Origin of the sequence: Planktothrix paucivesiculata PCC 9631, assembly GCF_900009265.2 — a bacterium.
Taxonomy (GTDB): Bacteria; Cyanobacteriota; Cyanobacteriia; order Cyanobacteriales; family Microcoleaceae; genus Planktothrix; species Planktothrix paucivesiculata.
Genome location: NZ_LR735018.1, coordinates 609,689 through 628,643 on the forward strand (window position 1 = coordinate 609,689; position 18,955 = coordinate 628,643).

Consider the following 18,955-nt stretch of genomic DNA (forward strand, 5'->3'; position numbering starts at 1 on the left):
CGTCCTCCACTGTTGTATCTGACATCTGGACAACAGGCTGACTCGCGCTTTTCCTAACGACAAAACTCACAGTTCTTTAATCGACTAACCTAATAGGGTTTTAAACAGTTTAATTCCATCGGTATTTCCTAACATGGGATCGGAGGCTCTTTCGGGATGCGGCATCATACCTAAAACGTTGCCTTGACGGTTACAAATTCCCGCAATATTATTCAAAGATCCGTTAGGATTTTCTTCGGGTTTCGGGGTTTTATCAGTTCCATAACGGAATAAAACTTGATGATTTGTTTCTAATTCTTCTAGGGTTTTTTCATCGGCATAATAACAGCCTTCCCCGTGGGCAATGGGTAAATTAATTACTTCCCCAACTTGATATTCAGAAGTCCAGGGAATATTACTATTAATTACCGTTAAAGGAGCAGACTCACAAATAAAGTGTAAATCCCGATTTCTAACTAATGCTCCGGGTAATAATCCCGCTTCGGTTAATACCTGAAATCCGTTACAAATTCCTAGAACAAATTTCCCTTGGTTAGCGTGTTCAATAGTTGAACGCATGATCGGAGAAAAACGCGCGATCGCCCCACAACGCAAGTAATCCCCGTAACTAAACCCCCCCGGAATTACCACCACATCAATATCAGATAAATCCGTATCTTCATGCCAAATCATCCGGGTTGGTTGTCCCAATAATCCTTGAGTGACCCAAGCCACATCTCGATCGCAATTAGAACCCGGAAACACAATAACCCCAAATTTCATAATGTATTAATCTAGTAAATTATCAATAGAAACAAGTTGATCAAAAAAGATTTTTAGTTCATTTTTGATCAACCAAAATGTTCATCAAATTAATGAGTAACTGCCGCAACTTCCGTTAGATCAAATCGATAAATTTCAATCACCGGATTAGCTAACAACTGATCACAAATCTGGTCAAGTTGACTTTTTGCTTCGGTTTCATCCGTTGCCGAAAGGGTCATTTCAATATATTTACCAATCCGCACCTGTTCAACATTGTCATATCCCAGATGTTGAATACCAGATTTCACCGCCACGCCTTGAGGATCAAGAACAGAAGGACGGAGGGTAATATAAATTCTAGCTTGGTAGTGATGGGTCACAACAATCCCTGCTTTAATGGCACAGTCTTGATTATCCCTCAAAGATTCAAAAAACGAACCTGTAAGTCTAATTTTTCGTCAGTATGGTTTGAATGGAGTGCATTAATTGTAGGAGAAACTTAAAATGAAATTACGCCATTTAACCCTAATGGGATGGGTTTTTAGCCTGGTTTTAGCCCTTGCGCCCAGTGCTGGAGCAAATCTACAGCAAATCAGCCCCGGAGCTCCCGTCTCCCTCTCAGGAACCTCTGGGGGGCCTGTGAATAGTCAGGACTGTGGGTTTATTGCCCAAACCCCAAACCACGTTATTCAGGTTACTGATGATTTACCCTATTGGCGAATTATGGTGACCACATCGGGTTCACCGACCCTATTAATTGATGGCCCCACCGGACGTTATTGTATGTTACCTGAAGGTTCTGCTAATAGCGGTGTTCTACAATATTCGGGTTACGGAGTTAAGGGGGATTATAACATTTATATTGGCGATCGTCAACAGGGTCAAAATCCCTATCGACTCTCTATTACTGATCAAAAATAATAGTTGAGATTGGGATAAATTAATCGAATTTTGATTAATTTATCGGAATTTGCACCTCACTATATTTGAGGTTCTCAGGTGTCATGGGAGAATTATAAAACAACCGTCGGGGGGAACCCGCAATTTCATATTCAGGGTGTTGTTTTAACCAATTTTTTAATCGTTGTAAATGAACTTGATAGCTCTCCCAACTATAAGCTCCTTGAATTCCAATACTGAGGACTTTCATGGTAGGAGTATCCGTTACATTAACATCTGATTTGATCTGTTCAGGAGTAATTTCAGGATGGGAATAGAGGAAAGAAACCTCAGCTTGATTCTGACAATCAGATTCTTGTAAATACCGAGCTTCCACCGGAGTTGTCATGGCAATGTTATTACTACTAATGTGTTGAAATAGGGGATTAAATGCCTGGCGAGTGGCTTGAGTTAAATCCCCTTGATGTAAATAAGTTATCCCTCGATAGGCTGGATATTGTTTAACTTCAATTACTCCAACGGGAGTCGGTGGTGGAAATCCTTCTGGAAAAGTAGCCATAGATTAGGGAAGGGGTAGTGGGCAATTACGAATTACGAATTACGAATTACGAATGGGTAATACTTCGACTTCGCTCAGTAACAGGGTAATGGGTACGGGGTAATATTTAAGAGGAAAGTTTGATTAATAAACTGGCAACTTTTGCTCCTAAACTTTCTACATCCTGCTGTTGTTTGGGATCTTTTAAACTGCCATCTGAATTAAAGGCTTCAAACGCTTGAGAAATAGATCGTTGTTGAGGAATAACTAATACCCCAATACTTTCTAAAATAGCCCGAACATGAACTAACCCGCGCATTCCTCCAAATCCTCCCGGGGAGGCGCTCATAATCGCTGCAACTTTATTGTTAAAACAGGCTAATCCTGGTAAATTTGGTTCGGGACGGGATGCCCAATCAATGGCATTTTTTAATAGCGGTGTAATCGAACTATTATACTCAGGACAGGCAATTAATAAGCCTTGATGGGCTACCATTAAATCTTTGAATTCGCGAACAGCGACCGGAATTCCCTGTTGGGCTTCTAAATCTTCATCAAATAAGGGCATTGGGAAATCCCGTAAATCAATATAGGTGACCTCCGCCCCGGCTGTTTTGGCTCCGGCGGCGGCGATTTGGACTAACTTTTTATTAAAGGAGGTTTCCTTAGCACTGCCAGCAAAGGCGAGAATTTTGGGAGAATTTGCCATGATCGTATCGGTGATTATTTCTGAGTATTATTATAGGTTAAACTGGGGGAATTTACCAAGGTTTTAGTTTGAAAAATTGGGTAAAAATCCGATAATTGTTGCAGATGGGTAAGAGTAATTTCGGGTTTATCTCGATACATGGTCACCTGTCCACTAATATAAACATAGCCCCGTCCTAACCCCGTATATCGTTTATTAATTAAATCAACCAGGGGAGCATATTTATTATCACTGGCTTCGGGAATCCATAGCTTTAAACTTCGGTCTTTTGTTCCGGTGTGAATAATCGCACTATTCCCAATCCATTTAGTAATTCCCTCCTGTAAATCACAGAAAATAGTAATGGATTGTTGCTTCATTGCCGCGCCTAAAATTTTAGGATAATCTAAACGCACGGATAACACCCCATTCGGTTGTCCATAGCGACGAAAATCATCCACAATCGCAGCGCGTAACGACCACCAAGGCATTAAAATTCGATAGTTTCTAAAGGCACTACTTTCATTGGTTTGGCGATTCCAAATTATGCGGTTATGGGCTTGGGCATCGGCTTCAGCCTCCATCATTTCTTGATGATATAATCGAGATAATCCATATTTAATAAAATAGGGACTCCAACCTTCCTTAATTAATTTTAAATTATAATTTTCTCCCTGTTTATGTACATAACAAATCAATCGCCCGTGATGATCTCGATATTTTTCTAAACACACTTCTAATGGTTCATTTCCATCAAATTCAACATCAATTTTTGTTAAAAAAACATGTTCATTCGTAAAGTATTCTTGCGCCATTTCTGCGGCGGCAATTCCGGCATTAGTTCGGGGTTTAGAATCATGGTTGAGTATTTCTTCGGTATCTACACAATCGAGTCTTAAAAATTCCCGTTTATCATTGAGTAAGACTTTAATTGTGTCCCCATCGACAACCCTTGTGACTTGTAAGTTCTTAATCCGAGTTCCCACAATATCTGACCTTTTCGTTATAAGTGATACCGTTGATCTTGATCCTTGCATTAATCATGGTCGTCATAATACCATATAGCAATCTGAATCCCATTGAACATTGGGGATCAGAACCCACGACAATCCCAACAAACAACTCTATTGACGGGGGATGATGAAGCGTAAACAATCTATCCTCAAAATCAAGGGTCTTGGATTCTGTCCAATTTCGAGGATGAATCCCCAGGAAAGAATGCCTGAAAACCTTATATATTAAGGGTTTTAGAGAATTGGGCAAAAAGAATAAAAAAAATTTTGGAAAAACTCTTGACAAATCCCGGGTAGGTAATGCTAATATTAATAACTGTGAAGCAATGGGGCGTCGCCAAGTGGTAAGGCATCGGGTTTTGGTCCCGACATCCAGAGGTTCGAATCCTTTCGCCCCAGTTAAAAACATCATATCTGCAAAAAAGCCTTCGACAATATCTGTCCAAGGTTTTTTTGTATCAGTTTATCCCCTGAATCAGTCATCAGTCATCAGTCATCAGTCATCAGTCATCAGTTATCAGTTGTTAGTTAGCAGTTTATTACCCAAAACCCAAAACCCAAAACCCAAAACCCATTACCCATTACCCATTACCTATTCCCTATTCCCTATTATCTCCTTGATTTTTCAACAGATTTTGAGTCATAGTGGCTAATTTTTCCAAACTTTCTTCTAATTCGGTTGCTCGTTTTTTAGCATTAAGTTTTCGTTTTAGGGCTGCTCGGGCTAAATCTTCTCGATTTCGTTTTAAGGCTTCCATTGCTACTTGATGCCAAGAATTCATTTCATTCAGGGCTTGTTTATACTGAGGATGAATGTCATCCCAAGCGACCCGAATTTCCCCTAATGCTTGATTTAAAAGTCGGTTAGCATCTTGGGGTTGACTGCCCATAAACGCTTGTTTTAGAGGCTCAGATAAGGTATCAATATTAATATAACGAAGCAGGGGAATAAAATTCTCAATCTGTTGACTTTTACTCTCCCCAGTCATGCACCAAGTCGCAAAATGTTCACAATTATTAAACAATAGATTATATTGATTTTCTCCTAAACGACTTTGGGCGCGGTTAATCACCGTATCCGCAATATAACGAATGGGATACTGTCGAACATAAATCTTTTGACCCCTGGAAAAAATATCCATGGAAGTCCGTTCAATAATTTCGCTGGGTTTGCGATAATGAATGGCTGTACCATCACCACAATCAATACCATGGTGTTCATATAAACCCTCTAGGTTCCAAAATTCTCGAAAAATATAGATTTGGTCGCCTCTTGCCATAGGATGTTTAATGATTACTCCAATTTCTCTTTTATCTTAACTGTTTTGCCGGGAACATTTAGGGCTGTTATTTCAACGCTTTTGGTTGATAAAATTCATCACATCTGGGGGGTTTAGGGGAGGAGAAAATAAATATCCCTGTCCAAAGTCACAGCCCAGTTGCTGAAAAATTTCAACTTGTTGGGAGGTTTCAATGCCTTCAGCCACGACTGCTAAACCCAAACTATGAGCTAAATTAATAATGGTTTTAGCAATCTCAAAATCCTTATTTTCAACTTCGATATGCTGGACAAAAGAGCGATCTATTTTCAAGGTATCAACGGGCAGTTTTTGTAAATAACTTAAAGAAGAATATCCCGTACCAAAATCATCAATTAACAACCGAATTTTTAGAGCTTTTAACTGTTCTAATAATCCGGTTGCATGGTTTATATTCTCCATTAAACTACTTTCTGTAATTTCTAATTTTAGACTAAAAGGAGGAAGTTCTAAAGAATCTAAAACCCGTTTCACTTCTTGAATTAAATTCGGATGTCGTAATTGAATTTCTGAAAGATTAACACTCACATAGATCTCAGGAAATTCGGTTTGCCATTCTAATAAATGTTGACAGGCTTGGGATAAAACCCATTGTCCCATGGAGACAATTAAGCCGGCTTTTTCGGCTAAATTAATTAACTGAACTGGAGACACAAAACCCCGGTCAGGATGATACCAACGCACTAAAGCTTCAAAACCCACCACTTTTTGAGTTTCTAAGGAAACAATGGGTTGATAATTTAAACTGAGTTGTTGACGTTCAATTGCCCGTTGTAAATCCGCTTCTAATTGCAGATGTTCAGCCACAATTTTTGCCATACTGGGTTCATAAAATACCGTTGTTCCCCGTCCTTTTTGTTTGGCATAATACATGGCGGTATCAGCGGCTTGGAGATAATCTTCTGGACGTTGACTCTGGAATTGATTTAAAACCACACCAATACTGGTCGCGGATGAAATAGTCACCGTATCTAAACGAAAGGGAAAATCTAAAGCCGCATGAATACGTTCAATTTTTTCGGTTAAAATATTATAATTGCCAATATCACTAAATAAAATTGCAAATTCATTGGTTCCCACTCGAGCCACAATATCTTTGGGATTTACAAAGGTTTTAAGGCGCTGGGCAATGGCAATTAATAGTTGTTCGGCTAAATCATGACCAAAGGCATATTTAAGGGGCTTAAATCGATCAATATCTAAGGATAAAACCGCAAATTTTTTGGAGGAGTAATTAATCGCAATTTGTAAGCGTTCTAATAATAAACTCCGATTGGCTAATCCGGTGAGTAAATCACTAAAGGCATAGTGTTCTAATTCGGCCTTAGTTTTGAGCCGTTCTGTAACATCTTGAGCGAGAATGACTTCAGCAAATTTACCTTTCCATTCTAAAGTATGACCGGTTATTTCTACGGCGATTAATGTACCATCTTTCTTATAATGTCGCCATAGCCCAACTCGGTTAAATCCCATCTCAATTTTAGATAGACTTTCCATAAGTCGTGGAATTTCTTCAGGAGGTCGAATTTCTGTAATTTTCATCGATAGAAATTCGGCTTCTGAATAGCCATAATGTTGAATTGCGGCTTGATTAACCGCTAGAAAGTTAAGGGTTTTGACATCATAAATCCACATCGGTTGAGGATGGGCACAAAACAAACTTCGATATCTCTGTTCGGACTTTTCTAAATGACGAGTTCCTAACCGGATGAGAAAGTAGAGCAGGGTGCTTGTGATTGCAACAAAAAGTCCTCCTTTTATACTATGAATCAGATTTAAAAATTGGGAATTAGGCACGAGGAAATACAACAGTTGATCGGATGAAAACACCCAAATAATACTGAGAAAGGCGTAAATAGTAGCCAATTGCAGAGCTAGATTTTTGGATAAAATGCGATCGCGTGTCACTTTAAAAATACAGTCTGACGACTGTTGTGGACTAAGATTTGCATGAATTAAAGTTTAAACTAAAGTGCTACCTATTGGCAGAAAGCCACTAAACGCGCTAAAGTCTTAAGGGTTAGTCTTGGCTTGCATCTTCAAAAAACTATGAGCGTTCCCCCCAGTGCGTCCTCTGCCCCTTCAGTTCCCGAAAATTCACTTCCGCCCAATGCAGACTATCGCCAGCTTGATCGGGAAAAGTTATCAGAAATGATGCACCGCTACATTGAAGTCAAAGAACAATATCCCCATGCCTTACTATTATTTCGGGTCGGAGATTTCTTTGAGTGTTTTTTTCAGGATGCTATTACAATAGCGCAAGAATTGGAATTAGTGCAAACGGCAAAACACGCCGGGAAAGAAATCGGGCGAGTTCCGATGACGGGTGTTCCCCATCATGCAGTAGAACGCTATGCTACCATGTTATTAGAAAAAGGCTATGCGGTGGCGATTTGTGATCAAGTTGAAGATGCGGAAATTGCGGCTAGAGAAAAACGCCAAGTTCGTCGAGAAATTACCCGAATTTTAACCCCCGGAACTCTGACGGATGACGGAATGCTTAAAGGGCGTAAAAATAATTATTTGGCGGCGGTTGTGATTGCTGGAGATCATTGGGGCTTGGCTTATTCTGATATTTCCACGGGGGAATTTTTAACCACCCAATCGCAAAATTTAGAACAACTGACCCAAGAGTTAATGCGTCTACAACCGTCGGAAGTGTTGTTTCCGATTAATGCCCCGGATTTAGGGAAAATGCTCCGTCCTGGGGAAAAATCGAGTCAGTTACCCGATTGTTTACCGAATTGTTTTTGTTATTCCTTGCGATCGCAATTTCCCTTTAGTTTAACTGAAGCCCGAAACCAAATTTTAGAACAATTTCAACTGCGTTCTTTAGAAGGTTTAGGCTGTGATCATTTACCCCTCGGAGTGCGTGCCGCCGGAGGATTATTAGATTATTTAGAAGATACTCAACGGAACAATCAAGTTCCCCTACAACGACTGCGTACCTATACAATCACCGATTATTTAATCCTAGATTATCAAAGTCGCCGCAATTTAGAAATTACCCAAACCGTTCGGGATGGAACTTTACATGGTTCTTTATTATGGGCTTTAGATAAAACTAGCACCGCCATGGGCGGTCGGGCGTTGCGTCGTTGGTTATTACAACCTTTATTAGATCTGCGAGGAATTCGGGCGCGCCATGACACGATTCAAGAGTTAGTAGAAAATCATGAATTAAGGTTTCAATTGCAACAATTACTCCGACAAATTTATGATTTAGAACGGTTAACTGGACGGGCAGGAAATGGCACCGCAAATGCTAGGGATTTAGTGGCTTTAGCCGATTCCTTAGCCAAATTACCGGAATTATCGGTTTTAGTCAGTCAAGGTCATTCTCCTTATTTAAAATCCCTACAAACCGTTCCGCCTATTTTAGAAGAATTAGCCCATAAAATTCAATCCTATTTAGTAGACTCTCCCCCCCAACACTTGAAAGAAGGAGGAATTATTCGGTCGGGAATGGATGAACAATTAGACTCGCTGCGGGTATTAGCAGAAGCCGATCAACAATGGTTGGCAAACTTAGAAGTACAAGAACGGGAACGCACCGGAATTTCTACTTTAAAAGTGGGTTTCAATAAGGCTTTTGGCTATTATATTAGTATAACACGATCTAAATTAGATCAAGCTCCAAATGATTATATTAGGAAACAAACCTTAACAAATGAAGAACGATTTATTACCCCGGAATTGAAGGAACGAGAAGCCAGAATATTAACCGCCAAAGACGATTTAAACCAATTGGAATATGAGATTTTTCTGCGATTAAGATTAGAAGTGGGAGAACACTCAGAATTAATTAGAGATGTATCGCGGGCGGTGGCTGCAATTGATGTTTTATCGGGGTTAGCAGATATAGCAGTCTATCAAGGTTATTGTCGTCCCGAAATGGTGAATAGTCGAGAAGTTAAAATTATTGAAGGTCGCCATCCCGTAGTCGAAAAATCCTTACCTCCTGGGTTTTTTGTTCCGAATACGGCTCAGTTAGGAAGTCAGGAGGAAGGGTCGGAAACCCCAGGAGTTAAACCCTATTCTCACCCAGATTTAATTATTTTAACCGGGCCAAATGCCAGTGGAAAAAGTTGTTATCTAAGACAAATTGGCTTAATTCAATTATTAGCTCAAGTGGGGAGTTTTGTTCCGGCTAAATCGGCTAAATTAGGAATTTGCGATCGCATTTTTACCCGAGTTGGGGCAGTGGATGATTTAGCTACAGGTCAATCAACGTTTATGGTAGAAATGAATGAAACCGCTAATATTTTAAATCATGCCACACCTAAATCCTTAGTATTATTAGATGAAATTGGGAGGGGTACGGCTACCTTTGACGGGTTATCAATTGCTTGGTCGGTAGCGGAATATTTAGCCACAGAAATCCGGTCTCGGACGATCTTTGCTACCCATTACCATGAATTAAATGAACTGGCTTCAATTATTCCCAATGTGGCAAACTATCAAGTTACTGTTAAAGAATTACCCGATAAAATTATATTTTTGCATCAAGTTCAACCCGGAGGAGCCGATAAATCCTATGGAATTGAAGCCGGACGGTTAGCGGGTTTACCGGATGTGGTAATTCAACGGGCTAAACAAGTAATGCGTCAAATTGAAAAGCATAGTAAAATAGCCATGGGATTGAGAAAAGGAATTAAGAAACAGGATAAAAAAGATGATTCTGTAGAACAGTTAGATATTTTTGAGGATTAATTTCAAAAATAGTTTATAATAGGGTTAGGCTGTTAGGTGTTTGAATCTTATTACCCTAACGTTCTCAAGGGTTATCAGAGAAAAAACCGCAAAGCAACAGCCTAGGGGTGCAACTTTAATCATGAATTAAATTGAGGCATAGAAACCCCATGAATACAATATCTGGAAATAGAATTTGTAAATTAGCTATTTTAGGATTAGTTCCCATCACCCTAAGTTTTACGACGCCTGCAAATACAGCAATTCAATCTTATCCTCCTCTTTCTGAAACTAATAATCAATTCCAATTAGCACAGACTCTTATTGGTTATTGTATCGTAGCTGACCCCACAAAAACCCCCCTAAATGTTCGACAAAAACCCAATGGAAAAGTGATTGGAACTCTTAAAAATGGAACCATTGTCGCATTAGGAGAAACCGATGGCAGTGAGGGAGAAAAATGGACAAAAATCATCAAACCCTTACAAGGTTATGTTTGGTCAGATTACTTAAAAGATTGTAAATCTTAGTCAGAAATATAGCCGTATATCCTAGCGAGTGAGGACACTCCCACCACAAGGGTTACAATATTTTGGAATAGGAAATTTACCCATTCGTAATTCGTAATTCGTAGTTACCCATTCTTTAAAACAATCTTAATTTAATTTCCTGACCTCTTGATGCACGCTCATCCCAATTTCTAGGGCTTCATTTAATAACCTTCCGTATTCAGTAGCTTGGTTGGTAACATCTAAAGCCATTAATGCGGAGAGGTTATTTTCTAAATTAACAAATAATTCATAACGACGACCCATAAAATCTTGATGTTCTCTTAATATTCGTTCAGTTTTTAATCCATTAATTAAACTATCATGGGTAATTTGTAAGGCTTTCATCACATCTTTTCTATTAATAATATCGGCTTGTAAGTTCCCCACCGCAACTAATTGATCTAAAATTTCAACCGCTTTCATCACATCATTATATTTATTAACTTCTTCTAGTAAACTGGCTAACCGAGTTAAGGATTTTGCTTTTTTGATCATGTATCCATTCCAACTGATTATTGATATCAAAGAAATTGTTAAAGTAATTCCTAACACTTGAATAAATAAATCAAAGTCTTGAGTAAAATAGGCGGTTTTGCGAGAAATGACTAAAGCCAAGGGCAGAGAAAAGACAAAAGTTAAACCTAAGATTAAAATTTGATTCAAAAATAGAGATAAAAATTTATTAGGATCTCGCCAATTTTTCAGCCGATATAAATTTCCGGTTAATACATCACCCGGCGAAATTCCCGATAATTCCTCTAATTCTGATTCCGTAATTTTAAAGGGTTCTAAATCCTGCTGACTCATGATTTTTGATATTATATAAAAACTTGATTTTTGATGTAGAGATATTGATGGAATATCCCTACATAATATCTTAATTGAATCCCAATAAAGAGCCAATGGAATTCAATAAACTAACATAAAAATTACTTTCGCGTTCTCTCAACAGTTGAAAGGGTATTCCAGGGGAACCAAAAAAAGGTCGTAATGTCCAACCCAGTTGAGTTCCGACAAAGGCATAGAGGGCTAACCAAAATCGTAAAATATTCAGTCTCAGTTCTTTTCCTTCCGTATCTTCCAGGGAAAAATATTGCATTCCTTCATAGAAAAATTTGACCCCCAATCCTCCAGTAATTGCCATAATGATTACATTTAATAACAGAAAAAATTCATAATCATTGGTACTCAATAGAAAAAATAAAGCCACCGGAGCAAACCCGAACATCAACACACTAATCAATGCCATTGCCGTCATTAACAGCGTTAAATATTGCTGAAATGTTCGTTTTGACCCAAACATAACATTAAAAAAGTATAGGGTTGGGAAACAAATAATTAACGTCAATAAATATAATGCAGGTAACTTCACCGCCGAGACTAACGCCTGTAAAGGACTACTTGATGAGCCAATAATTGCCCCATAAATACCAAAAAATACCGTGCTTGAAACCAATAATCCGATCAGTTTAGATTTAAGTTTGACTCCTTTTTTGATCTCTTCTAAAAATTGTTGTCTTTCTCGTAATAAATTCATGACAACATTAAAGTGATTCATTCTGTCCTCCCTATTTAGACAATTAAAACAATGCCAGTTATTGATAAACTGACTTAGAAACGTTATTGTGAGCCTATTATATTCGGTCTAAAATTAAACTGCCAAGGGGAAAAATATATTTTTATTTTCAGAAATAAACAGATGATCCTGTGTAGTTCAATTGTTAATTTCAATCTCCTTAAAAATAAATTCATAAACAGATAATTTGTAGTTAAGATGAATGCTTAATACTAACAAAACAATATCAGCTTGATATTGAGTCAATTTTTATGATAATTAGTTGACATAATTAATGAGTAAGTTTATAATGAATACATAAATGTCACAAAAAAATCAATAAAAGCAAGTGATTAATCTTACTTATCAGTTCAGGTTAGATTTAAACAGACAGCAAGAGTTAGAGATAGAGCAGATCTTAGATGTCTGTCGGTCTGTTTACAACTATGCTTTGGCTGAACGTAAGCACTGGTTACGCAGTAGAAAATCACCTGTTAACAGTTGTTCAATTGTGTCAGAATACATTGTCCCATCGGAGCAACCTTATCCCAATTATAATGTACAAGCCAAGAATTTAACTATAGCCAAACAAAAAAATCAGGATTTAAAGTCAGTTAATGCTCAAGTGTTACAACAAACGTTGAAAACATTAGACAAAGCCTTTACTGATATGAAATCTCAAGGTCGTGGTTTTCCACGATATAAAAAGAAAATGCGTAGTTTTGTTTTTCCAGCTATGTTAAAAAATTGTTTAGCAATAGGCAAGGTAAAACTACCCCAATTAGGCTGGTTAAAGATTGGAGTCGGGGGATTGTCAAGAAGCAATCTTTAGACTCAGGGATAGGTGGTTTTATGAATGAAGTATTACCTTATGTCTGCTGGAAAAGAGATAGATTTTATCTAAAAGTAGATAAAAATGGTACATCTCAAGAGTGTCCTAATTGTGGAAAACATACTGGCAAAAAGCTACTGAGTGAAAGAGTGCATAATTGTCAGTATTGTGGTCATACAGAACCAAGAGACATAGCGAGTGCCAAAGTAATTAGAAATAGAGGCTTAGTTGCGGTAGGGCATACCGTAAGGGAAAATGCTTGTGAAGTACCCTTAATCGGGTCAGACGTACTGGCGGGGTTTGAACAGTTAACACTGTTTGAGCTAGTTAAGTGTCATTAAGCAAGAATCTCCCGTTACAGCCGAAGGCTTAACGGTGAGAGTGTCAAACATCTAATACAGTTGTAGGGGTGAAGTTTTTAGGAGGTTGTGCGAGTTCGATGAATATTCAAGAGATTTTTGCCAAGGGTGGGCCAGCAATGTGGCCGCTGCTGGCCTTGTCCATTTTATCGATGAGTGTGATTTTAGAACGGATTTGGTTTTGGACGACGACCCTAACCAAAGAAAAACAAATCGTGAACCGAGTCATTGACTCAGCCCGACGGGGACAATGGGGGAAAGCCCATCAAATTGCTAAACAATCTAGTAATCTCCCCATGGGACGGTTTCTCTATGCCCCCCTGCGGCTACAGTCTCCCGACCCCGAACTGTTTCGTTTGGCCCTAGAAGCGGCGGCGGATGAAGAATTGGCCTTGATGCGTCGGGGAGATAAAATTCTCGAGGCGGTGATTGCCATGGCTCCTCTGTTGGGACTCTTGGGAACGGTGTTAGGGTTAATTAACTCCCTGGGTTCTATTCGTTTGGGTGATATTGGAACTTCATCATCTGCGGATGTGACATTGGGGATTGCAGAAGCCTTAATTACAACCGCAACAGGACTGATTGTCGCGATTATTAGTTTAGCATTTTATCGTTTTTTTCAGGGTTTAATGTTTGGGCAGGTCAAAATATTTCGGAAAGCCGGAAACGAATTAGAATTGATGTATCGTCAGAATTGGCCCTATGCAAAATCTCAGTTACAAATTCCCGAAACTGAGGAGGAAGAAACAGCAGAAGAACCCGAGGAAATCAATGAACCCCTGTTGAAATTTCCCCTAGTTGAAGAAGACAATAATCATTCCAATCCTGAACCGGAAAAAAAGCCTAAACCCATCAAAAAATCCGAGTCTTTGGAGGAGGAAACCAAAGAGGAAAAATAAAGGGTTTCAAAGACTAAGGTTACTATTTTCTTCTAAAAAACTGGCTTGACATTAATCCTCAAATTTTTATGAAAATTAGGACAGATTCGACCGAAGACGACGCAAGAATAGAATTAATTCCGTTAATTGACGTGGTGTTTTGTATTCTCACGTTCTTTATTTTGGCGTCTCTACAATTAACTCGTCAACAGGCGATTAATGTGGATTTACCCAAGGCGAGTACGGGGGAAACCCAAATGCAAAAAATGTTAATTGTGGGAATTGATACCGCCGGACAAACCTATATTGAACAACAACCTGTTAATCAAGATCAATTAGACCGATCTTTACTCCGATTTCGACGTTGGAATCCCAATGGATTAATCGTACTCTATGCCCCCAAAGAAGCCCGTTATAATGATGTGGTTCGGGTTTTAGACCGTTTGCGGGCAATCGGTGGAGAACGGGTCGCCCTGGCCACATTACCCAGTTCTCAGGAAATCAAACCCCCAACAAATCCCTTAAATCCTACGGTAACGCCCCCGGGTAATCTCACCCCACCTTTTGCTCCTACAGCACCCAACTCAGGGGGTGTACTGCCTCCGATTTCTCCCTTACCTCCGACTTTACCGAACAATCTTCCAGATCAGGATAGTCCGGTCTTAACTCCGACCGTTCCCCAGCCGAGCAATACGAATCCCTTTTCCCCTCAAATTCCTCCTTCTGGCAATAATATTCCCTCCGATGGTCAAGGACAGAGAAGCTTTTGATGGGGAAACTGGGTTTGTTTGAATCCTCCTAAGCAAACCAAATTGAGAATTAATTTTTATAGCAATCAGCAGGTTATTGTTAACAACTTCTTTGTGTCTTTGTGTCTTTGTGGTTAAATTAGACTTTACCGTTGTCAGCATACCAGAGCTAACTGCTATAATTTTAAATTCTCAATAATTTACTCTCTAATTCCTGAATTTAAAAGCCTGATTAAGTTTAGCTAAAGCCCGATTTAACTGCTGGGAAATAGCCTCTTGGTTAGGATTTAATTCCAGGGCTTTACGGTAATAACTCACCGCATCTTCGAGATCAGTATGGGCATCTCTTTCTATGGGTTGAACATGGGAACGCTGTTCCAGGGCATCCCCTAAATGTCCATATACCACATCAGATAAGCTCACCTCTAAAGCCCGACGATAGGCCAAAATCGCATCATCCCAGCGTTGGAGTTGAGCCAGGGCAAACCCTAGGTGATCTTGAGCTTCTAGGGAATGGGGTTCTAAATCTACGGATTTCCGGTAAGCCGTGGCCGCCTGTTCCCAACGCCCGAGGGTGGAGAGAGCATCCCCTAAGTGTTGATAAATAATCGCTGAAGTTGGTGCGAGATCTAAGGCTTTCTTGTAAGCTGCGATCGCATTTTCCCAGTCATGAACCAGGGATAGGGTATGTCCTAGGAAATGATAATAAATAGCGGATTTGGGGTCATATTCCGTGGCTTTGCGGTAGTAGGCGATCGCTTCTTGATATTCACCTTGATCTCGAAAAATCATCCCTAATTGATAATAACTCCAAGCGGATTTAGGGTTAATTTGAATGACATTTTGGTAAGAGGCGATCGCTTCCTGAATTTGATTATTTGCCTTTAACGCTTCGGCCAACTGTTGATGGAGTTCTCCATTATGGGGAGTTGCCGTCACCGCTTTGTGTAAATAGGCTATGCCTTCGCGTCCCTGTCCCTGTTGGGCAAAGGCATCCCACAGATATTGATAACAGGCAGTGGCATCGGGTTCGAGTTCAATTGCTTTTTCCAGGGAACTAATGGCTTCAGCAAACTGTCCCTGTTGGCAGAGCAGTTTTCCGAGACTCTGCTGAAACTCATAAAAATCAGGATTCAGTTCCACCGCCCGACGATAAGCCTCCGTTGCCTCGGGGATTCTACCCTGTTGCTCTAGGAGATCCCCCAGGTTATAGTAAGACCAAGCGGAATTGGGGTTGAGTTCGCAGGCTTTTTGATAGCTGGCGATCGCTTCCTCCACCTGACCCAGTTGAGTTAGGGTGTCCCCCAAGTTGTGGTGATACAAGGAGAAGTTAGGCTTTTCGGTTATGGCTTGGCGGTATGCAGTAACCGCTTCTTGAAGTTGGTTAAGTTGCTTTAGTTTGTTCCCTTGTTCAAAATGGTTTGTCGAGATGTGATCTTTGTTAATCAATACGCTGTTCATGGTAATCTAGTTTTACTTTAACTTTACTTCTGTATCTAAAATATACCTTGGTTTTATGAATTTCCTAACAAAAGTTAATCTTAATAAGAATATAGAAGGATCTGAACAGTTTTGTAGATTTGAATTTGATCCAGTTCCAGAAGTAATAGAAAAACATTTAAAGTTATCAGGTTGGGTGATTGGCATAGAATCACCTGTAGTTGGTATCGAGGTAGTTCAAGATAGTCAATTAGTCGGGGAAGCTCCTTTAAATATTAATCGTTCTCTTGTCGATCAAACTCATAAAACCGTTACAGGTGAACAAAAGTGTGGTTTTAGTATTGATCTTGCCTTAGAGAACATCAGTATAGAATCAGGGCAGATTTTGATTAAAGCTGTTTTTGAAGATTTTAAAAGAATTCCATTAGCTGATCTTAGTTTGTCTAAAGCCGAAGAAAGTAACCAAGATTTGGCAGAAGTTCAAGCCGAACTTCATAACACACGAGAGGAATTAGAACGGTTGCAATCTCAGTTTGATGAAGTTTTAGCTGAATTAGAACAAACCCACTGGCAACTGCATCAAATTCAAACAAAACAATCAGATTCAGATGTGATAGTTGAGAGTGACAAACAGGTCATTGAAGTCAATCCAGAGGATGTACAATCTTATTATAGATTTTTAGAGATTCAACCAGAGAACACTGATATCTGGTTACAGTTAGCTAATATTTTAGTCGAACAAAATCGTTTAGAAGATGCGATCGCTGCTTACCGCCGACTGGTAGAACTCTCTCCTTGTGCAGAATATTACCAGCAGTTAGGGCAACAGTTAGAAAAAATGAGTTGGTGGGATGAGGCAATTAGCTATTATCGTAGAGTCCTAGAAATAAACCCCAATCATTATGATACCTACTATCATTTAAGAGAATCTCTAATCCAACTGGGAAATATCAATGAAGCCACCAGTATTTCCCATCAATTAGGTCTGATTTTAGCCAAAAAAGGTCGCATTAACGAAGCCGTTGACTGTTTCCAAGAAGTACCACAGAGTCAGCCTAGTCCAGAAAAAACTTACGACAAAATCTGGAAAGGATTAAATCATCTCACCCCTTTTGATGAAAAATTTTTTAACTATCCAACGAATATTGATCCAAATTCAGTATATAACCACTTTAGCCAGACTAGCCAGTTCAATATTATTTCATTAGCAACCCTGGGTGACACAGAAAAACTCAATCTGAAAAAAGAAGGGTTATCCTTAGCAAATATTGAGTTAATTAGGCAAGATAAAATAGTTTTAGAAGAACTATATATTAATAGTTTTCAAACCGAGGAACAAAAAAGACTGACCGAAAAAGTTTCCAGAAACTTAGATCCTAATTTACTAGAATGGAAGCAAGGTATGAACTTACAGTCTAGTATCGTTGAAACCGGATATGTTTATTGTATCTGTCCTTTCAGTGGAAAAATTCTTAGATCTAATCAATCCTTTGTTGTTGAGTTTGTATGGACTTTTTATCGGTTTATCGGCACAGAAGTGTTTTACTTATTGATTGGAGATTGGTTTGGAAGTCGCTGTTGTCTCTACTTTCCTAATCGAGAGTTGATCGTACAATTATATTCTTACCCTCATTTAGATGGTTTTGGATCAAGAGTGAATTTATTGAAAACCCATTTAGTAAGTTGTTGGCAAAAAGTCAAATCCTATCTAGCAATTGACCAAAAAGAAGTCATCGCCCTTCAAGGCAGTAAAAATTTAGGTCATTATATTATGAATGACCTCGGAGGACTACATCATTTTTCGGAAAATGGGCTTTTAGAGAAAGTACATAGGTTTATTGTTGCTCCTTATGAATTTTTTGATATCTGTCATCTTTTCCCCACCATAGACCCTGATAAAATTATCAGAATCGATGATTACTGGGAGATTTTTAAATATATTTTAGATCATAATTATTTTGCTGTGCGGTTAATTGACTTCTTTGTAACCCAAAGTCTGGCTGACATAATTTATAAAGCATCTCTGGCAAAATCCTCTGTTAATTGTTTGCAAAACTTGCAGGAAGCTAAACAGCATTTGCCTTTGATTTTGATCACAATTAGATCTAAAAGAGCCTGGTTATCTCAAGTAGCAGGAATTGCAAATATTATCACAAAGTTGTCTTCCGATTATCCTAACTTAGCAGTAGTCTTTGATGGATGGTGTCGGATCGGAAGGGGAGAAGACTCCGAAGCTGAATCTATTATTGAGTCCGAGATTTCAATGATGCAACAAATCCAGAATTTGATCCCACCTAATATCAAGACTTACAGTGTTATTGGGAGTTCAACTTATGAAACTGTGGTATGGAGTCAAGCGATAGATTTGTATATTACTCCCTTGGCGACTTCCTTAACTTTTGTGGTCTGGATTGGTCACAAAATGGGAGTAACTTACGGAAATAAAGAGTTTTATAATGAGGATGTTAAAGTGACATACTCATCGAAAACAGCAGAACAAGCCATTGCACCAGTATTTGTTCCCCGAGAGTACATCACTGATGGAGTTGATCCTAATCCCTTTACTCGTAGCTATGAATTAGATTGGATCGGAATTTACAATGAGGTGATAAAACTCTTAAAAGACTTGAATCCACAAAGGTAATAATCTGTTTTCACAGAAAAAGACTAAACAGGAAAAAATCAAGAGAACATTAG

Annotated in this window: 18 protein-coding genes and 1 tRNA gene; 9 read left to right on the top strand and 10 right to left on the bottom strand. The window is 39.0% G+C overall.

All coding sequences use genetic code 11. From position 1 onward, the window contains the following. Positions 1 to 84 precede the first annotated feature (84 nt). On the bottom strand, positions 85 to 762 hold the full coding sequence (gene purQ / locus PL9631_RS16795) for a phosphoribosylformylglycinamidine synthase subunit PurQ (protein ID WP_083622030.1): 678 nt from the start codon (positions 760 to 762) through the stop codon (positions 85 to 87). Between the two features lie 89 nt (positions 763 to 851). Next, positions 852 to 1,124: a phosphoribosylformylglycinamidine synthase subunit PurS gene (purS, locus tag PL9631_RS16800; RefSeq protein WP_083622032.1), complete on the bottom strand. Its 273-nt coding sequence runs from the start codon at positions 1,122 to 1,124 to the stop codon at positions 852 to 854. 124 nt (positions 1,125 to 1,248) lie between these two features. On the opposite strand from purS, the gene PL9631_RS16805 reads away from it, so the two are divergent. Then, entirely contained in the window at positions 1,249 to 1,665 is a 417-nt protein-coding gene (locus PL9631_RS16805) for a hypothetical protein (RefSeq protein ID WP_083622033.1), read from the top strand. Positions 1,666 to 1,699: 34 nt separating this feature from the next. On the opposite strand, the gene PL9631_RS16810 is transcribed toward PL9631_RS16805, so the two are convergent. The 3 genes from PL9631_RS16810 to PL9631_RS16820 all read right to left on the bottom strand — a co-directional run bounded on the left by PL9631_RS16810 (position 1,700) and on the right by PL9631_RS16820 (position 3,856). Further along, complete coding sequence (locus PL9631_RS16810; RefSeq protein WP_083622035.1) at positions 1,700 to 2,203, bottom strand: heme-binding protein; 504 nt, start codon at positions 2,201 to 2,203, stop codon at positions 1,700 to 1,702. A 106-nt stretch (positions 2,204 to 2,309) separates the two neighbouring features. Then, positions 2,310 to 2,891, bottom strand: a complete 582-nt coding sequence (locus PL9631_RS16815) for an NADPH-dependent FMN reductase (RefSeq protein ID WP_083622036.1) — start codon at positions 2,889 to 2,891, stop codon at positions 2,310 to 2,312. 14 nt (positions 2,892 to 2,905) lie between these two features. Next, positions 2,906 to 3,856, bottom strand: a complete 951-nt coding sequence (locus PL9631_RS16820) for a thermonuclease family protein (RefSeq protein ID WP_083622038.1) — start codon at positions 3,854 to 3,856, stop codon at positions 2,906 to 2,908. Between the two features lie 354 nt (positions 3,857 to 4,210). Between PL9631_RS16820 and PL9631_RS16825 the strand changes: the two genes are divergently transcribed. Next, a tRNA-Gln gene (locus PL9631_RS16825) sits at positions 4,211 to 4,282 on the top strand. A gap of 200 nt (positions 4,283 to 4,482) precedes the next feature. On the opposite strand, the gene PL9631_RS16830 is transcribed toward PL9631_RS16825, so the two are convergent. Next, the gene (locus PL9631_RS16830; RefSeq protein WP_083622040.1) at positions 4,483 to 5,163 is read right to left on the bottom strand and encodes a lecithin retinol acyltransferase family protein; all 681 of its coding nucleotides are present in this window, start codon (positions 5,161 to 5,163) and stop codon (positions 4,483 to 4,485) included. A 72-nt stretch (positions 5,164 to 5,235) separates the two neighbouring features. Beyond that, complete coding sequence (locus PL9631_RS16835; RefSeq protein WP_083622042.1) at positions 5,236 to 7,110, bottom strand: putative bifunctional diguanylate cyclase/phosphodiesterase; 1,875 nt, start codon at positions 7,108 to 7,110, stop codon at positions 5,236 to 5,238. 141 nt (positions 7,111 to 7,251) lie between these two features. On the opposite strand from PL9631_RS16835, the gene mutS reads away from it, so the two are divergent. Beyond that, positions 7,252 to 9,915: a DNA mismatch repair protein MutS gene (gene mutS / locus PL9631_RS16840; protein ID WP_083622044.1), complete on the top strand. Its 2,664-nt coding sequence runs from the start codon at positions 7,252 to 7,254 to the stop codon at positions 9,913 to 9,915. Positions 9,916 to 10,064: 149 nt separating this feature from the next. Then, a complete protein-coding gene (locus PL9631_RS16845) occupies positions 10,065 to 10,424 on the top strand; it encodes an SH3 domain-containing protein (RefSeq protein WP_083622045.1) in 360 nt (119 codons plus the stop codon). A gap of 126 nt (positions 10,425 to 10,550) precedes the next feature. On the opposite strand, the gene PL9631_RS16850 is transcribed toward PL9631_RS16845, so the two are convergent. Further along, on the bottom strand, positions 10,551 to 11,252 hold the full coding sequence (locus PL9631_RS16850) for a hypothetical protein (protein WP_083622047.1): 702 nt from the start codon (positions 11,250 to 11,252) through the stop codon (positions 10,551 to 10,553). Between the two features lie 70 nt (positions 11,253 to 11,322). Then, on the bottom strand, positions 11,323 to 12,003 hold the full coding sequence (locus PL9631_RS16855; protein ID WP_083622049.1) for an actin-binding WH2 domain-containing protein: 681 nt from the start codon (positions 12,001 to 12,003) through the stop codon (positions 11,323 to 11,325). Positions 12,004 to 12,349: 346 nt separating this feature from the next. Between PL9631_RS16855 and PL9631_RS16860 the strand changes: the two genes are divergently transcribed. The 4 genes from PL9631_RS16860 to PL9631_RS16870 all read left to right on the top strand — a co-directional run bounded on the left by PL9631_RS16860 (position 12,350) and on the right by PL9631_RS16870 (position 14,839). Next, on the top strand, positions 12,350 to 12,832 hold the full coding sequence (locus tag PL9631_RS16860) for a helix-turn-helix domain-containing protein (RefSeq protein WP_231516757.1): 483 nt from the start codon (positions 12,350 to 12,352) through the stop codon (positions 12,830 to 12,832). Positions 12,833 to 12,852: 20 nt separating this feature from the next. Next, positions 12,853 to 13,173 (top strand): transposase, encoded by a 321-nt coding sequence (locus PL9631_RS26790; RefSeq protein ID WP_231516758.1) that lies wholly within the window; start codon positions 12,853 to 12,855, stop codon positions 13,171 to 13,173. 98 nt (positions 13,174 to 13,271) lie between these two features. After that, a complete protein-coding gene (locus PL9631_RS16865) occupies positions 13,272 to 14,090 on the top strand; it encodes a MotA/TolQ/ExbB proton channel family protein (protein ID WP_083622050.1) in 819 nt (272 codons plus the stop codon). Between the two features lie 68 nt (positions 14,091 to 14,158). Further along, positions 14,159 to 14,839, top strand: a complete 681-nt coding sequence (locus PL9631_RS16870) for an ExbD/TolR family protein (RefSeq protein WP_083622052.1) — start codon at positions 14,159 to 14,161, stop codon at positions 14,837 to 14,839. A 186-nt stretch (positions 14,840 to 15,025) separates the two neighbouring features. Here PL9631_RS16870 and PL9631_RS16875 read toward each other — a convergent pair whose 3' ends face one another. Continuing rightward, positions 15,026 to 16,279, bottom strand: a complete 1,254-nt coding sequence (locus PL9631_RS16875; RefSeq protein ID WP_083622053.1) for a tetratricopeptide repeat protein — start codon at positions 16,277 to 16,279, stop codon at positions 15,026 to 15,028. A gap of 55 nt (positions 16,280 to 16,334) precedes the next feature. Here PL9631_RS16875 and PL9631_RS16880 point away from each other — a divergent pair, with 55 nt between their 5' ends. Continuing rightward, positions 16,335 to 18,902, top strand: a complete 2,568-nt coding sequence (locus PL9631_RS16880) for a tetratricopeptide repeat protein (RefSeq protein ID WP_083622055.1) — start codon at positions 16,335 to 16,337, stop codon at positions 18,900 to 18,902. Positions 18,903 to 18,955 lie beyond the last annotated feature (53 nt).

Excerpts from the sequence above, each read along its gene's own strand:
- purQ (WP_083622030.1), bottom strand. The coding sequence starts at position 762 with ATGAAATTTGGGGTTATTGTGTTTCCGGGTTCTAATTGCGATCGAGAT.
- PL9631_RS16805 (WP_083622033.1), top strand. The coding sequence starts at position 1,249 with ATGAAATTACGCCATTTAACCCTAATGGGATGGGTTTTTAGCCTGGTT.
- PL9631_RS16810 (WP_083622035.1), bottom strand. The coding sequence starts at position 2,203 with ATGGCTACTTTTCCAGAAGGATTTCCACCACCGACTCCCGTTGGAGTA.
- PL9631_RS16815 (WP_083622036.1), bottom strand. The coding sequence starts at position 2,891 with ATGGCAAATTCTCCCAAAATTCTCGCCTTTGCTGGCAGTGCTAAGGAA.
- PL9631_RS16830 (WP_083622040.1), bottom strand. The coding sequence starts at position 5,163 with ATGGCAAGAGGCGACCAAATCTATATTTTTCGAGAATTTTGGAACCTA.
- mutS (WP_083622044.1), top strand. The coding sequence starts at position 7,252 with ATGAGCGTTCCCCCCAGTGCGTCCTCTGCCCCTTCAGTTCCCGAAAAT.
- PL9631_RS16845 (WP_083622045.1), top strand. The coding sequence starts at position 10,065 with ATGAATACAATATCTGGAAATAGAATTTGTAAATTAGCTATTTTAGGA.
- PL9631_RS16850 (WP_083622047.1), bottom strand. The coding sequence starts at position 11,252 with ATGAGTCAGCAGGATTTAGAACCCTTTAAAATTACGGAATCAGAATTA.
- PL9631_RS16855 (WP_083622049.1), bottom strand. The coding sequence starts at position 12,003 with ATGAATCACTTTAATGTTGTCATGAATTTATTACGAGAAAGACAACAA.
- PL9631_RS26790 (WP_231516758.1), top strand. The coding sequence starts at position 12,853 with ATGAATGAAGTATTACCTTATGTCTGCTGGAAAAGAGATAGATTTTAT.
- PL9631_RS16865 (WP_083622050.1), top strand. The coding sequence starts at position 13,272 with ATGAATATTCAAGAGATTTTTGCCAAGGGTGGGCCAGCAATGTGGCCG.
- PL9631_RS16870 (WP_083622052.1), top strand. The coding sequence starts at position 14,159 with ATGAAAATTAGGACAGATTCGACCGAAGACGACGCAAGAATAGAATTA.
- PL9631_RS16875 (WP_083622053.1), bottom strand. The coding sequence starts at position 16,279 with ATGAACAGCGTATTGATTAACAAAGATCACATCTCGACAAACCATTTT.
- PL9631_RS16880 (WP_083622055.1), top strand. The coding sequence starts at position 16,335 with ATGAATTTCCTAACAAAAGTTAATCTTAATAAGAATATAGAAGGATCT.